Source organism: Streptomyces himalayensis subsp. himalayensis (genome assembly GCF_013778455.1).
In the GTDB taxonomy this organism is placed as follows: Bacteria; Actinomycetota; Actinomycetes; order Streptomycetales; family Streptomycetaceae; genus Streptomyces; species Streptomyces himalayensis.
The window spans coordinates 610,091-623,624 of the sequence record NZ_JACEHE010000001.1 but is presented as its reverse complement, the minus strand read 5'-3'; the positions used below and the strand labels follow the sequence as shown (position 1 = coordinate 623,624).

The following is a 13,534-nucleotide window of genomic DNA, read 5'->3' as shown; positions in this document are numbered from 1 at the left end:
GTTGTATGCTGCTCCGGTTGCCCGATACGCATCGGGCCATTACCCCTGGCAACGCCACTCAGATCACTGATCCCGGCATGCCGGGTTCCAACCGTAAGTGCATCTGAAGTCTTTGGAGTGACCCGTGGCTGCCAACTGCGACGTCTGCGGCAAGGGGCCGGGCTTCGGCAACAACATTTCCCACTCGCACCGCCGTACGTCTCGCCGCTGGAACCCCAACATCCAGCGCGTGCGTGCCGTGGTCGGTCGGACGCCGAAGCGGCTCAACGTCTGCACCTCGTGCATCAAGGCCGGCAAGGTCTCGCGCTGACGTAGTGCTAGCGCGGCCACCTCGCTGGTTGCTGCAGGGCCGGTTCCACCTCCTGGTGGAACCGGCTTTTTGCATGCCCGGCGTGCCGACCATGCCGGGCACAGCGGCGCCGTCCCCCGCGGGCTTGCTGATGATCCAGGATCTGACGGACGTTGCCGACGCAGTGGCATCCCCTACACGGCCCTGAACCGCCAGCCGTGATCCACCGGCCCGATCCCGCCGCCCAGTGCGAACCCGCCGGCGATGGCCCCGGTGACGTAGTCCTTGGCCGCCGCGACCGCCTCCGGCACCGACTGCCCCTTCGCGAGTCCCGACGCGATCGCGCTGGCGAGGGTGCAGCCCGTGCCGTGCGTGTGCCGGTTGTCCAGCCGCGTGGCACGCAGCCAGTGCTCCTCCGAGCCGTCAGTCAGGAGGTCCACCGCGTCCACCGCCTCACCGCTGAGGTGACCCCCCTTGATGACCACCCAGCGCGCGCCGTACGCGAGAACGGCGGCCGCCGCCCGCCGCATGTCGTCCTCCGATTCCACGCGCACACCCGTGAGTTGGGCCACCTCGTCGAGGTTCGGCGTGGCGACTGTCGCGGTCGGCAGCAGCTTCGTACGGACCGAGTCGAGCGCGGACGCGGCCAGCAGCGGGTCGCCGTGCTTGGAGACGCCGACGGGGTCGACGACCACCGGGGCTTGCGTGTCCGCGAGGAGCTCCGCGACGGTCTCCACCAGCTCGGCCGACGACAGCATGCCGGTCTTGACTGCCTGGACGCCGATGTCGTCGACGACACTGCGGTACTGGGCCCGCACGGCCTCTGCCGGCAGCTCCCAAGCGCCTTGCACGCCGAGGGAGTTCTGGGCGGTCACGGCGGTCAGCACGCTCATGCCGTGCGCACCGAGGGCGAGCATCGTCTTCAGGTCGGCCTGGATACCCGCGCCGCCTCCGGAGTCGGAACCGGCGACGGTCAGCACTCGGGGAAGCGCTCGCGATGGTGTGTGCATGGCTCCGACGCTATCGCCCGCCCTCGATGTCCCCGAAGTGGTCCCAGCCGCCCGTGCTGGTCCAGGGCGCCCCGTCCACCGTCACCTGCGGCATCGCGGAGGGATTGAGCACCTCGCCGATCACCTTCCAGCGGGCGGGCAGCTTCACGTCCGACGGGAAGGTCGCCACGATGGCGTGGTCCTCGCCGCCGGTGAGCACCCACTGCAGCGGGTCGACGCCGACGGCCTGTCCGATGTCGTTCATCTGCGAGGGGATGTCGAGCGCGCCGGAGCGGACGTCGATGCGCACCTTGCTGGCCTCGGCGATGTGCCCGAGGTCGGCGATCAGACCGTCGCTGACGTCGGTCATCGAGGTGGCGCCGAGCCCGGCGGCCGCGGGGCCCGCGTGGTAGGGCGGTTCGGGCCGCCGATGGGCCTCGACGAACGCGCGGGGCGACCGGAAGCCGCGGGACAGCACCGCGTACCCGGCGGCGGACCAGCCGAGCCAGCCCGTCACGGCGACCACGTCACCAGGCTGGGCACCGGCACGGGTCACCGGCTCGTGGCCGCGCATGTCGCCGAGCGCGGTGATCGCGATGGTGATGGTCTCGCCGCGTACGACATCGCCGCCCACCACGGCGGCGCCCGCGACCTGGCACTCGTCCCGCAGCCCGTCCATCAGCTCGACCGGCCAGGCGGCCTGGAGCTCGGCGGGGACGACCAGGCCGAGCAGCAGTGCGGTCGGTACGGCGCCCATCGCGGCGATGTCCGCGAGGTTCTGCGCGGCCGCCTTACGGCCGACGTCGTACGCCGTGGACCAGTCGCGGCGGAAGTGCCGTCCCTCCAGCAGGACGTCCGTACTCGCCACCACCCTGCGGTCCGGTGCCGCCACCACCGCGGCGTCGTCGCCCGGCCCGAGCCGTACGGCCGGGGTGGAGGTGAGCCGGGAGGTGAGCTCCCTGATGAGCCCGAACTCCCCCAGCTCGCCCACGGTTCCCTTCACCGCGGATCACCTTGCCCTTTCACCAAAAGCCCCGTTCATTCCGAAAGCCCCGTCCCGGCGTGCGGTCGCGTGCCGTCACCGTCCTGGGTACGGTCGACGTGTCCGCCCACCTGTGCTGTCCGTGCACCTCCGGTGTGCACGCCACAGCCTCCGCGGGTCTCCCCGCAGCGTGCAGCGACGCGATACCGTGGCGTCCCTTCTCCCCACATGATCCTCGTGGCCGCCCTGGAGGTTCCGTGGTACAGGCGTACATCCTGATCCAGACGGAGGTCGGCAAGGCCTCGACCGTCGCCGAGACGATCTCCAAGATTCCGGGGGTGATCCAGGCCGAGGACGTGACCGGACCGTACGACGTGATCGTGCGCGCACAGGCCGACACCGTCGACGACCTCGGTCGCATGGTGGTCGCGAAGGTCCAGCAAGTGGACGGCATCACCCGCACCCTGACCTGCCCGGTCGTGCACCTCTAGCCCCCGTCTACCCTTGGCCGGTGAACATCTTCCGTCACCGGCCCCGCACCTTCGTCGGGCCGCCCGCGCTCGCACTGCTGATCGCCGCCACGGGCTGCTCCTCAGCAGACGACACGGCGACAGCCGTGGTTCCCTCCCCGGACGCGAAGGTCACCGAGCTGTGCCGGAACCTGGACAAGGTGCTGCCGAAGAAGGTGGACGGCTTGGACCGGCAGGATCCGGAGCCCGTGTCCGCGCTGACCGCGGGCTGGGGAAGCCCGGCGATCATACTGCGCTGCGGTGTCGGACAGCCCGCGAAGATGGTCGACCCGAAGGTGGCCGACGGCAACGACCCTGACGCGATCGGCGGCGGCGTGAACGGCGTCGGCTGGCTGATGGAGAAGCTGGACGACGGGTCGCAGCGCTTCACCACCAGTCTGCGCCTCGCGTACGTCGAGGTGACCGTACCCGCGGGAGTGGACAGCGCCGGCGTGCTCGTGGACCTGGCCGCGCCCATCAAGAAGGCGATCCCCAAAGGGATCGCCTCCTGAGGGCTCGGGCCGGATTCAGCGCAGCCCGGTCGACCGCCTGAGCGCCGCCTGGATCAGCAGATCCACCAGCTCCTGGTAGGCGACTCCGCTCTCCTGCCACATCCGCGGGTACATGGAGATCGGCGTGAAACCGGGCATCGTATTGATCTCGTTGATCACGAACTTCCCGTCCTCGGTGAGGAAGAAGTCCGCGCGCACCAGCCCCTCACAGGACGCGGCCTCGAAGGCCTCGACGGCGAGCCGCTGCACCTCGGCGGTCTGCTCGTCGGTGAGCGGGGCGGGCACGATGCCGGAGGCGGAGTCGATGTACTTCGCCTCGAAGTCGTAGAAGTCGTGCGACTGCACGGGCGGGATCTCGGCGGGCACGCTCGCACGCGGGCCGTCCTCGAACTCCAGCACCCCGCACTCGATCTCACGGCCGCGCAGCAGCGCCTCGACGAGGATCTTGGGGTCGTGGCGCTGCGCCTCCTCGATGGCCTCGTCGAGGTCCTCGAAGGAGTCGACCTTGGTGATGCCGATCGAAGAGCCCGCGCGCGCGGGCTTGATGAACAGCGGCCAGCCGTGTTCGCCCGCGAACTCCGCGATCCTCTTGCGGGCGGCGGACTCGTCACGCTCCCACTCGCGCGGGCGGATCACCAGATACGGGCCGACGGGCAGCCCGAAGGAGGTGAAGACCCGCTTCATGTACTCCTTGTCCTGGCCGACGGCGGACGCGAGCACGCCCGAGCCGACGTACGGAGTTCCGGAGAGCTCCAGAAGCCCCTGGAGAGTGCCGTCCTCGCCGTACGGGCCGTGCAGCATCGGGAAGACGACGTCCACCTCGCCGAGGGCCTTGGGCACCGATCCGGGTTCGCTGTAGACCACTTCGCGGGTCGAGGGGTCGACGGGGATCACGACGCCCCCCTCGGCCGACTCGGCGAGTTGCTCCACGTCGGGCACCTGCCGGTCCGTGATGGCCATCCGCTCCGGCTCGTCGGCGGTGAGCGCCCAGCGGCCCTCCCGCGTGATACCGATGGGCAGGACGTCGTACTTCGTACGGTCGATGGCGCGCAGTACGGCCCCCGCAGTGACGACCGAGATGCCGTGCTCGGAACTTCGGCCGCCGAACACGATAGCCACGCGCGGCTTGCGGGATTCCCCTCCTGGCGTGGAGGGAACCGGGCTCTGGGTGGTGTACTCGCTGCTCATATCGCGATGAGCGTACCTGCTGGTAGTCCTCGAGTCAGCGCCCGACGGGCCCTGTCGCTCAGCGTTGCCGCCGCCTGGCGCAGCGCGAAGTCGCGGGTACCGCCCGGGCCTCGCGCCACGCCGTGTATCAGCGCCGTTCGGGCTTCGCGCTGCGCGACATCAGCTCCTTGAGGGCCACCATCGGCGGCTTTCCCTCGTGGACGATGCCGACCACGGTCTCCGTGATGGGCATGTCGACGCCGTGCCGGCGTGCCAGATCCAGCACCGACTCGCAGGACTTGACGCCCTCGGCCGTCTGCTTGGTGACCGCGATGGTCTCCTCCAGGGTCATGCCCTTGCCGAGGTTGGTGCCGAAGGTGTGGTTGCGGGACAGCGGCGACGAGCAGGTCGCCACCAGGTCGCCCAGGCCCGCGAGTCCGGAGAAGGTCATGGGGTCGGCGCCCATCGCGAGGCCGAGTCGGGTCGTCTCGGCGAGTCCGCGGGTGATGAGGGAGCCCTTGGCGTTGTCGCCGAGGCCCATGCCGTCGGCGATGCCGACGGCGAGTCCGATCACGTTCTTGACTGCGCCGCCGAGTTCGCAGCCGATGACGTCGGTGTTGGTGTACGGCCGGAAGTACGGCGTGTGGCAGGCGGCCTGGAGGCGCTGGGCGACCGATTCGTCGCGGCAGGCGACAACCGCGGCCGCGGGCTGGCGGGCGGCTATCTCCCGGGCGAGGTTGGGCCCGGTGACGACGGCGATCCGCTCGGCGCCCACCTTGGTGACGTCCTCGATGACCTCGCTCATCCGCATCGCGGAGCCGAGTTCCACGCCCTTCATCAGGGAGACGAGGACGGTGTCGGCGGCCAGCAGAGGCGCCCATTCGGCGAGGTTGCCGCGGAGTGTCTGCGAGGGCACGGCGAGCACCGTGAACTCGGCGCCGGCCGCGGCCTCGGCCGGGTCGGTGGTGGCCCGCAGGTTCTCGGGGAGTTCGACGCCGGGCAGATAGTCGGGGTTCGTACGCGTGGAGTTGACCGCGTCCGCGAGTTCGGCGCGACGCCCCCACAGGGTGACGTCGCATCCGGCGTCGGCGAGCACCATGCCGAAGGCCGTGCCCCAGGATCCGGTCCCGAAGACGGCCGCCTTGACGGAGTTCGTCACTTGGCGTCCTCCGCATCGCCGTTGCCGCCCGCCTTCGCGGTCCGGCTGTCGTCGCCCGCGTCGGCGGCTTCGCCGGTGGCCTGCCCGGGGACCTCACCGCGTACGGCGCCTCTCGTCGCCCTGCGCCGCTGCTCGATCCGTACGATGCGCGGGTCGAAGGGCGTCGCGGGGGCCTTCTCGCCGCGAAGCTCCTCGAGCAGCGCGGTGATCGCGGCCATGATGACCTCGGTGGCCTCCTTGAGGACCTCGGGGGTCATCTCCTTGTCGTAGAAACGCGAGAGGTCCACGGGCGGCCCGGCGAGCACGTGGTGGGTCTTGCGGGGCAGCAGGTCCGGCTTCTTGGCGTACGGCGGAAGCAGCAGGTTGGCGCCCCACTGGGCGACGGGGATGACCGGGCACTTCGTCTTGAGGGCCACGCGTGCGGCGCCGGTCTTGCCGGTCATCGGCCACTGGTCGGGGTCGCGGGTGAGGGTGCCCTCGGGATAGAAGGCGACGCACTCGCCCCGCTCGACAGCCTCGATAGCGGCCCGGAAGGCACTGAGCGCATCCGTGCTCTCGCGGTAGACGGGGATCTGTCCGGTGCCGCGCATCATGGTGCCCACGAAACCCTTTTTGAAAAGGCCGTGCTTGGCCAGGAATCGCGGAACTCGACCCGTGTTGTACTGGAAATGGGCATATGCGAACGGGTCCACATGGGAATTGTGGTTCACCGCCGTGATAAATCCGCCCTCGGCCGGAATATTCTCCATTCCGCGCCAGTCCCGCTTGATCAGAACCACCAGCGGCGGTTTGCAGATGACCGCTGCCAGGCGGTACCAGAAGCCGATTCTGCGGCGGGACACTCGGACACCTTCCTCTAGGACCTGGTCGGCCGCACAAGTGTCGCTCCAGGCCGCCGGTCTGTCGAGAACACCGTACGCCCACCCTCCTCCGAGGCCGTCAGGGCGTGGCGTACGTCATCTCCGCGCCGCCGCCGCTCCCGTCGGACCCGGTCCTCTGCCCTCTCCCGGAGAAACTGACCCGCTGTTCTCCTCGCGCCGGAGCGGTCCAGCATTCTCGCCTCGGCACGGTCACCGCTGCACAGCAGGCCACAATGGGCCCGAAACGAAGGGACGGAGCGCTGGTGCAGTGGACTCTGGTGATACCGCTGAAGCCCCTGGCACGGGCCAAGAGCAGACTCTCGGACACGGCCGGCGACGGGCTGCGGCCGTCCCTCGCGCTCGCCTTCGCCCAGGACACGGTGGCCGCGGCAGCGGTCTGTCCCGCGGTGCTGGATGTGGTGGTCGTCACGGATGACCGCCTCGCCGCGCGCGAGCTCGCGGAGCTGGGAGCCCGGATCGTGCCGGACTCTCCCGGTGCGGGTCTCAACGCCGCCCTGGCGCACGGAGCTGCGGCGGCGCGCGCGGCCCGCCCGGACGCCCCCGTCGCCGCTCTCAACGCGGACCTCCCCGCGCTGCGCAGCGCGGAATTGGCCACGGTCCTGGCGGCCGCCGCACCGTTTCCCCGGTCTTTTCTCCCGGATGCGGCGGGCATCGGCACCACATTGCTGTCGGCACTCGCCGGCACGGAATTGCGCCCTGCATTCGGCGGCGAATCCCGTGCCCGGCACGCGGCTTCCGGGGCGGTGGAACTCCGTCTCGACTGCGTCGACTCGGTGCGCCGGGACGTGGACACCGGCGACGATCTGCGGGCCGCGCTGGCGCTCGGCGTCGGTCCGCGCACGGCCGCGGCCGCGGCCCGGCTGCTGATCGCGGACTGAGCGGCCCCGCGGTGTCCCGCCCCAAATCGCCTACGCTTCCCTCATGCAGGCGACCTCGTACACGTACGACCCCGAAACCCGCAGCGGCAGCGTGCTGCTGGACGACGGCACCCCGGTGCCCTTCGACGCCCCGGCGTTCGACGCGGGCGGCCTCCGGCTGCTGCGGCCGGGACAGCGCGTGCGTATCGAGGTGGAGGGCGAGGGCGACGCCCGCCGCATCACACTGATCACACTCGCCACACTCTGACCAGCACATACCACGGGCCGGGCTCCCTCGGGGAGCTCGGCCCGGTGCGTGGTGCGTGAATAGCCAGTGCCCGTCAGCGGGCAGTGGTCTTCTTGGCGGTGGTCTTGCGCGCCGTGGACTTCTTGGCCGGCGCGGTCTTCTTGGCCGCCGTCTTCTTCGCGGTGGTCTTCTTGGCGGTGGTCTTCTTGGCCGCCGCCTTCTTCGCCGTGGTCTTCTTCGCGGTCGTCTTCTTTGCCGCGGCCTTGGCCGGCGCGGCCTTCTTCGCAGGCGTGACCTTCTTCGCCGTGACCTTGCGTGCCGGCGCCTTCTTGGCGGCGGCCTTCTTGGTTGCGGCCTTCTTCGCGGCCGCTCCGACCTGGAGGCTCCCCTTGGGGGCCTTCTTGACGGCCACCTCGCCACCTCGGGGCAGCTTCTTGGTGCCGCTCACCAGGTCCTTGAACCCCTGTCCCGCACGGAAGCGCGGAACCGAGGTCTTCTTGACCCGCACACGCTCACCGGTCTGCGGGTTACGGGCGTACCGGGCCGGCCGGTCGACCTTCTCGAACGAGCCGAAGCCGGTGACAGAAATCCGCTCACCGGCGACGACAGCACGGACGATGGCGTCGAGTACCGCGTCGACGGCGTCGGCGGCCTGCTGACGCCCGCCGACCTTGTCGGCAATCGCTTCTACGAGCTGCGCCTTGTTCACGTCTTCCCCTTCGGAGACATCGCCGGAACGAAAGTGTTCAAGCTTTTTCGCACGTTAGGCAGATATATACCGCAAATCAAACACGAAACGGGCTAATCACCCTTGTGCCGCAACGAACTCGGCGTCATGGAGTTGGGGCTTGATGCTCAGACGTCTTCGGGGAAACGACCCGCGTCGAGGTCCGCCGTCAATCGCTCCAGACGCCTTGCCGCATCGGCGAGATCGTGTTTGGCCGCGGCCGTAATGACCAGCAGCTTCCGGGTCAGCGCCATCCGTACGCCCTCCGGGACTTGCAGTGCGCGCACCCTTGCGTGCGCTTCCTTCAGCCGGGCCGCGACCGCCTCGTAGAGCTCGAGTTGGCTGTCGCGGTCCATGCACCGATTGTGCCATCTGGGGCGAGTTGTCGCCTGCGCAGGGGGCAACTACCCTGCCGAGCCGCCTTTCCGGCACCTCCCCACAAGCACCGCCTTTCCCGTGGAAGCCGTCTCTACTCCCCTTTTCCGCGGGCGAGTTGACACCGTCCGCACGGCCCGTCCGGGCTCCGGCGGACCCCGGAGGGCCCCGGAAACGGGCATACAGATGTACCCCCAACCGTGATCGGTCGGGGGTACATCTGAGTACTGCGTGAGGGCCGGCGCCGCGGTCGGATGCGGTCGAGGGGCCGGTTCGGGAGCCGCTTCCGCCTCGGAGCGGCCTCTGCGGGGACCGGTGGGCCCGGTGGGCCTCAGACCTGGAGCGTCCGCGGCTTGTACGAGGGACGCTTCGCCTCGTACGCAGCGATGTCACCCTCGTTCTGCAGCGTGATGCTGATGTCGTCCAGGCCGTTCAGCAGCCGCCAGCGGGAGTTCTCATCCAGCTCGAAGGCGGCGGTGATGCCCTCGGCGCGCACCTCGCGGGCCTCGAGGTCGACGGTGATCTCCGCCGTCGGGTCCTGCTCGGTCAGCTCCCACAGGGCGTCCACGATCTTCTGCTCCAGAACCACCGTGAGCAGGCCGTTCTTGAGCGAATTGCCGCGGAAGATGTCGGCGAAGCGCGAGGAGATGACGGTCTTGAAGCCGTAGTTCTGCAGTGCCCAGACGGCGTGCTCGCGCGAGGATCCCGTACCGAAGTCTGAGCCGGCGACCAGCACGGTGGCACCCTGCCGCTCGGGGCGGTTGAGCACGAACTCGGGGTCCTTGCGCCAGGCCTCGAAGAGCCCATCCTCGAACCCGTCGCGGGTGACCTTCTTCAGCCAGTGGGCGGGGATGATCTGGTCGGTGTCGACGTTGCTGCGGCGCAGCGGGACGGCACGTCCGGTGTGCGTGGTGAATGCTTCCATGATTGCTCAGACTCCGGCGGTCGCGGGGGCGTCGGACAGGTCGGCGGGCGAGGCCAGGTGACCCAGGACGGCTGTGGCGGCAGCGACCTGGGGTGACACCAGGTGCGTACGCCCGCCCTTGCCCTGCCGGCCCTCGAAGTTGCGGTTGGAGGTGGACGCGGAGCGCTCGCCGGGGGCGAGTTGGTCGGGGTTCATACCGAGGCACATGGAGCAGCCCGCGTGCCGCCATTCGGCGCCGGCCTCCTTGAAGACCACGTCCAGGCCCTCCTCGACGGCCTGCAGACCGACCCGCGCGGAGCCGGGGACGACCAGCATCCGTACGCCGTCGGCGACTTTGCGACCCTCGACGATCGCGGCGGCCGCACGCAGGTCCTCGATACGGCCGTTGGTGCAGGAGCCTACGAAGACGGTGTCGACGTTGATGTCGCGCAGCGGCTGCCCGGCGGTCAACCCCATGTATTCCAGGGCCTTTTCGGCGGCCAGGCGCTCCGAAGCATCCTCGTACGAAGCGGGGTCGGGGACGTTCGCCGACAGGGGCGCGCCCTGGCCGGGGTTGGTACCCCAGGTGACGAACGGCGACAGAGAGTCGGCGTCGATGAAGACCTCGGCGTCGAAGACCGCGTCGTCGTCCGTCTTCAGGGTCTTCCAGTACTCGACGGCGGCGTCCCAGTCCTCGCCCTCGGGGGCGTGGGCGCGGCCCTTGATGTACTCGAAGGTGGTCTCGTCGGGGGCGATCATGCCCGCGCGCGCACCGGCCTCGATGGACATGTTGCAGATGGTCATGCGGGCCTCCATCGAGAGCTTCTCGATGGCGGAGCCGCGGTACTCCAGGATGTAGCCCTGGCCGCCGCCCGTACCGATCTTGGCGATGATCGCGAGGATCAGGTCCTTCGCGGTGACGCCCTCGGGCAGTTCGCCCTCGACCGTGATCGCCATGGTCTTCGGGCGGGCCAGCGGCAGGGTCTGGGTGGCCAGCACGTGCTCGACCTGCGAGGTGCCGATACCGAACGCCAGCGCACCGAAGGCGCCGTGGGTGGAGGTGTGCGAGTCACCGCAGACGACGGTCGTGCCGGGCTGGGTCAGGCCCAGCTGCGGGCCGACCACGTGGACGACACCCTGCTCGATGTCGCCGAGGGGGTGCAGCCGTACGCCGAATTCGGCGCAGTTCTTGCGCAGCGTCTCCAGCTGGGCGCGGGAGACGGGGTCCGCGATGGGCTTGTCGATGTCGAGGGTCGGGGTGTTGTGATCCTCGGTGGCGATGGTCAGGTCGAGCCTGCGCACCTGGCGACCGCCCTTACGGAGGCCGTCGAAGGCCTGGGGGCTGGTCACCTCGTGCAGCAGGTGCAGATCGATGAAGAGGAGGTCGGGCTCGCCCTCGGCGCGCCGGACGACATGGTCGTCCCAGACCTTCTCCGCGAGTGTCCTACCCATCGCTTTCCCTCCGGCCGGCGTTGCTGCCGACCCAACTAGAGATGTGAGCGCCTCCGCCCATGCCCCTCACAGGGCCCCCGCCGCTCGAGCGAAGTCGAGTGGGGGGTGGACTTCGGCCTGGGACCCGTCGGTCGCCGGGCCGCTGCCACTCCAGAGTCGCAAGTTCCCCGGAAAATTGAACTTGCGTTTCACAGAGTGAGACGCGAATATCGTTGCATGGACAACTCTAGCGGCGTCGGCGTTCTCGACAAGGCTGCTCTTGTTTTGAGCGCCCTGGAGTCCGGTCCGGCCACCCTCGCCGGGCTGGTCGCGGCGACAGGGCTCGCACGACCCACGGCACACCGCCTTGCCGTGGCACTGGAACACCACCGGATGGTGGCGAGGGACATGCAGGGCCGGTTCATCCTCGGCCCGCGCCTGGCCGAGCTGGCCGCGGCGGCGGGCGAGGACCGCCTGCTGGCCACGGCAGGACCGGTACTGACACATCTGCGTGACGTGACGGGCGAGAGCGCGCAGCTCTACCGCCGCCAGGGCGACATGCGCATCTGCGTGGCCGCCGCGGAGCGCCTCTCGGGCCTGCGGGACACGGTCCCGGTCGGCTCGACCCTCACGATGAAGGCCGGCTCGTCGGCCCAGATCCTGATGGCCTGGGAGGAGCCGGAGCGCCTGCACCGCGGCCTCCAGGGGGCCCGCTTCACGGCCACGGCCCTCTCGGGCGTACGCCGCAGGGGCTGGGCCCAGTCGATCGGCGAGCGCGAGCCGGGCGTGGCGTCGGTGTCGGCACCCGTCCGCGGGCCGTCCAACCGCGTGGTCGCCGCCGTCTCGGTATCCGGACCGATCGAGCGCCTGACCCGCCACCCGGGCCGTATGCACGCCCAGGCGGTCATCGATGCGGCCGCCCGCCTCTCCGAGGCCCTGCGCCGCTCCGGCTGACCCTGCACCACCACCAGTAACACCCGTCTCACCGGCACAGATCGGCGGGCCGCCTCAGCGCCGCGGCAGCCCGCGATCACTACGCCGCCCCCACCCGCCGCTGCCAAGTCGCCCGGCCGGTAAGGGATGCGGACAGTATGGGATGCCTAACGCCGTGAACGCCGATGGGCCCTCCGCCGAAGCGGAGGGCCCATCGCCCTGTGTACCCCCGACCGGATTCGAACCGGCGCTACCGCCTTGAGAGGGCGGCGTGCTAGGCCGCTACACAACGGGGGCGAGGATCTTACGTTTCCGCAGATCCGAGCTGGTCTACCTGGACTCGAACCAAGACTAACTGAACCAGAATCAGTCGTGCTGCCAATTACACCATAGACCAATGCGGTTTAGACCAGTTTGTACCCCCGACCGGATTCGAACCGGCGCTACCGCCTTGAGAGGGCGGCGTGCTAGGCCGCTACACAACGGGGGCCTTGGCGATCCCACCCGACGTATCGCCGGGTGTTGTCACCGCCGGATCAACGGGAGCTACCCGATTGATCATGCGGGATGGATCAGTACCCCCGACCGGATTCGAACCGGCGCTACTGCCTTGAGAGGGCAGCGTGCTAGGCCGCTACACAACGGGGGCTTTGCAGACGTCTCTGCAGAGACGGGCATCTGCGAGCTGGGGTACCAGGACTCGAACCTAGACTAACTGAACCAGAATCAGTCGTGCTGCCAATTACACCATACCCCACCAAAATTCAACCCCCGCCCGGGGGTTCATTCGGTGTGCGCTTCCCGTCCAGCCTCTCGGCCCGCTCGGGCGGCGCAGGAAGAACATTACCCGAAGGTGGACGGCGCTCCAAAACGGGTATCGGCCAGCAGTGCGGGGAGCTCCGCCAGGCTCGTGATCCGGTGCACGCCGGTCGGGGCCGGCCGGTCGACGCCGGTCCGGTCGAGCCAGATCCCCAGCATTCCGGCGTCGCGGGCGCCCCGGGCGTCGATCTCCGGCTGATCTCCCACGTAGGCGATCTCCGCGGGATCCAGCGCGAGTGCCGCGCACGCGGCGTGGAAGGCCTCGGCGGCCGGTTTGGAGACACCGAGCTCCACGGCGCAGAGCACGACCTCGAAGCGGTCGCGCACGCCGAGGGAGCGCAGCTTGCGTTCCTGGTGGACGGCGGCGGAGTTGGACAGGACGGCGTGCCGGTAGCTGCCGGCGAGCGCGTCCAGGGTGGGCACGGTGTCCGGGAAGAGCGACCACGCGGCCTCGTAGTGTCCGCGATGGCGCTCGAACCAGGCATCGGCCTCCGTGTCGTCCAGGTCAGCGTCGAGGAAGTCCCGCACACGGTCGCGCCGCTGAGTGTGGAAGTCGACCTCTCCCGCACCGAAACGCGCCCAGTGGTTTTCGGTGATCTCCTTCCACCGGGCCAGGGCGTGCTCCGCCGTGACGTACCGGGCGGGCAGCCCCTCGGCGAGCAGATGCGCGTGCATGCCGGCGGTGTCCGCGCCCGCGTAGTCGAAGATCGTGTCGTCGATGTCCCAGAGCACGGCTTGGATCGGCATGAGACG

The 13,534-nt window shown here is 69.5% G+C and carries 16 protein-coding genes and 5 tRNA genes; 6 read left to right on the top strand and 15 right to left on the bottom strand.

What is annotated here, in order from left to right:
* Positions 1-124: 124 nt before the first annotated feature.
* Positions 125-310, top strand: a complete 186-nt coding sequence (gene rpmB / locus H1D24_RS02730) for a 50S ribosomal protein L28 (protein WP_003957616.1) — start codon at positions 125-127, stop codon at positions 308-310.
* A 173-nt stretch (positions 311-483) separates the two neighbouring features.
* On the opposite strand, the gene thiD is transcribed toward rpmB, so the two are convergent.
* Both thiD and H1D24_RS02720 read right to left on the bottom strand, forming a co-directional pair.
* Positions 484-1,299, bottom strand: coding sequence for a bifunctional hydroxymethylpyrimidine kinase/phosphomethylpyrimidine kinase (gene thiD / locus H1D24_RS02725; protein ID WP_181655681.1), 816 nt, complete (start codon positions 1,297-1,299; stop codon positions 484-486).
* A 10-nt stretch (positions 1,300-1,309) separates the two neighbouring features.
* The gene (locus H1D24_RS02720; RefSeq protein WP_181655680.1) at positions 1,310-2,281 is read right to left on the bottom strand and encodes a thiamine-phosphate kinase; all 972 of its coding nucleotides are present in this window, start codon (positions 2,279-2,281) and stop codon (positions 1,310-1,312) included.
* 236 nt (positions 2,282-2,517) lie between these two features.
* Between H1D24_RS02720 and H1D24_RS02715 the strand changes: the two genes are divergently transcribed.
* Both H1D24_RS02715 and H1D24_RS02710 read left to right on the top strand, forming a co-directional pair.
* The gene (locus H1D24_RS02715; RefSeq protein ID WP_003997603.1) at positions 2,518-2,751 is read left to right on the top strand and encodes an Lrp/AsnC family transcriptional regulator; all 234 of its coding nucleotides are present in this window, start codon (positions 2,518-2,520) and stop codon (positions 2,749-2,751) included.
* A gap of 20 nt (positions 2,752-2,771) precedes the next feature.
* Positions 2,772-3,281: a DUF3515 domain-containing protein gene (locus H1D24_RS02710; protein ID WP_181655679.1), complete on the top strand. Its 510-nt coding sequence runs from the start codon at positions 2,772-2,774 to the stop codon at positions 3,279-3,281.
* Between the two features lie 15 nt (positions 3,282-3,296).
* Here H1D24_RS02710 and H1D24_RS02705 read toward each other — a convergent pair whose 3' ends face one another.
* The 3 genes from H1D24_RS02705 to H1D24_RS02695 all read right to left on the bottom strand — a co-directional run bounded on the left by H1D24_RS02705 (position 3,297) and on the right by H1D24_RS02695 (position 6,449).
* Positions 3,297-4,469 (bottom strand): D-alanine--D-alanine ligase family protein, encoded by a 1,173-nt coding sequence (locus tag H1D24_RS02705; protein ID WP_181655678.1) that lies wholly within the window; start codon positions 4,467-4,469, stop codon positions 3,297-3,299.
* A 127-nt stretch (positions 4,470-4,596) separates the two neighbouring features.
* A complete protein-coding gene (locus H1D24_RS02700) occupies positions 4,597-5,607 on the bottom strand; it encodes an NAD(P)H-dependent glycerol-3-phosphate dehydrogenase (RefSeq protein WP_181655677.1) in 1,011 nt (336 codons plus the stop codon).
* On the bottom strand, positions 5,604-6,449 hold the full coding sequence (locus tag H1D24_RS02695) for a lysophospholipid acyltransferase family protein (protein WP_309484179.1): 846 nt from the start codon (positions 6,447-6,449) through the stop codon (positions 5,604-5,606). Before H1D24_RS02695 ends, H1D24_RS02700 begins: the two co-directional genes overlap by 4 nt.
* Before the next feature lie 281 nt (positions 6,450-6,730).
* Between H1D24_RS02695 and cofC the strand changes: the two genes are divergently transcribed.
* Complete coding sequence (gene cofC / locus H1D24_RS02690) at positions 6,731-7,366, top strand: 2-phospho-L-lactate guanylyltransferase (protein WP_181655676.1); 636 nt, start codon at positions 6,731-6,733, stop codon at positions 7,364-7,366.
* 43 nt (positions 7,367-7,409) lie between these two features.
* Positions 7,410-7,613: a hypothetical protein gene (locus H1D24_RS02685; protein ID WP_181655675.1), complete on the top strand. Its 204-nt coding sequence runs from the start codon at positions 7,410-7,412 to the stop codon at positions 7,611-7,613.
* Positions 7,614-7,686: 73 nt separating this feature from the next.
* Here H1D24_RS02685 and H1D24_RS02680 read toward each other — a convergent pair whose 3' ends face one another.
* The 4 genes from H1D24_RS02680 to leuC form a co-directional block, all read right to left on the bottom strand.
* Positions 7,687-8,301 carry an HU family DNA-binding protein gene (locus H1D24_RS02680; RefSeq protein WP_181655674.1) on the bottom strand — a complete coding sequence of 205 codons (615 nt, stop codon included), beginning with the start codon at positions 8,299-8,301 and terminating at the stop codon, positions 7,687-7,689.
* Positions 8,302-8,447: 146 nt separating this feature from the next.
* Complete coding sequence (locus H1D24_RS02675; RefSeq protein ID WP_181655673.1) at positions 8,448-8,675, bottom strand: SCO5555 family protein; 228 nt, start codon at positions 8,673-8,675, stop codon at positions 8,448-8,450.
* Between the two features lie 350 nt (positions 8,676-9,025).
* Positions 9,026-9,619: a 3-isopropylmalate dehydratase small subunit gene (leuD, locus tag H1D24_RS02670; RefSeq protein WP_181655672.1), complete on the bottom strand. Its 594-nt coding sequence runs from the start codon at positions 9,617-9,619 to the stop codon at positions 9,026-9,028.
* A 6-nt stretch (positions 9,620-9,625) separates the two neighbouring features.
* Positions 9,626-11,050 (bottom strand): 3-isopropylmalate dehydratase large subunit, encoded by a 1,425-nt coding sequence (gene leuC / locus H1D24_RS02665; protein ID WP_181655671.1) that lies wholly within the window; start codon positions 11,048-11,050, stop codon positions 9,626-9,628.
* Between the two features lie 216 nt (positions 11,051-11,266).
* Between leuC and ndgR the strand changes: the two genes are divergently transcribed.
* Positions 11,267-11,983: an IclR family transcriptional regulator NdgR gene (ndgR, locus tag H1D24_RS02660; protein WP_026278050.1), complete on the top strand. Its 717-nt coding sequence runs from the start codon at positions 11,267-11,269 to the stop codon at positions 11,981-11,983.
* A 203-nt stretch (positions 11,984-12,186) separates the two neighbouring features.
* On the opposite strand, the gene H1D24_RS02655 is transcribed toward ndgR, so the two are convergent.
* The 6 genes from H1D24_RS02655 to H1D24_RS02630 all read right to left on the bottom strand — a co-directional run bounded on the left by H1D24_RS02655 (position 12,187) and on the right by H1D24_RS02630 (position 13,528).
* Positions 12,187-12,259, bottom strand: a tRNA-Glu gene (locus H1D24_RS02655).
* A gap of 28 nt (positions 12,260-12,287) precedes the next feature.
* A tRNA-Gln gene (locus tag H1D24_RS02650) sits at positions 12,288-12,359 on the bottom strand.
* Positions 12,360-12,379: 20 nt separating this feature from the next.
* Positions 12,380-12,452 (bottom strand) — tRNA-Glu (locus H1D24_RS02645).
* 86 nt (positions 12,453-12,538) lie between these two features.
* Positions 12,539-12,611, bottom strand: a tRNA-Glu gene (locus H1D24_RS02640).
* Between the two features lie 36 nt (positions 12,612-12,647).
* Positions 12,648-12,719, bottom strand: a tRNA-Gln gene (locus H1D24_RS02635).
* Between the two features lie 86 nt (positions 12,720-12,805).
* On the bottom strand, positions 12,806-13,528 hold the full coding sequence (locus H1D24_RS02630; protein WP_181655670.1) for an HAD family hydrolase: 723 nt from the start codon (positions 13,526-13,528) through the stop codon (positions 12,806-12,808).
* Between the last annotated feature and the right edge of the window lie 6 nt (positions 13,529-13,534).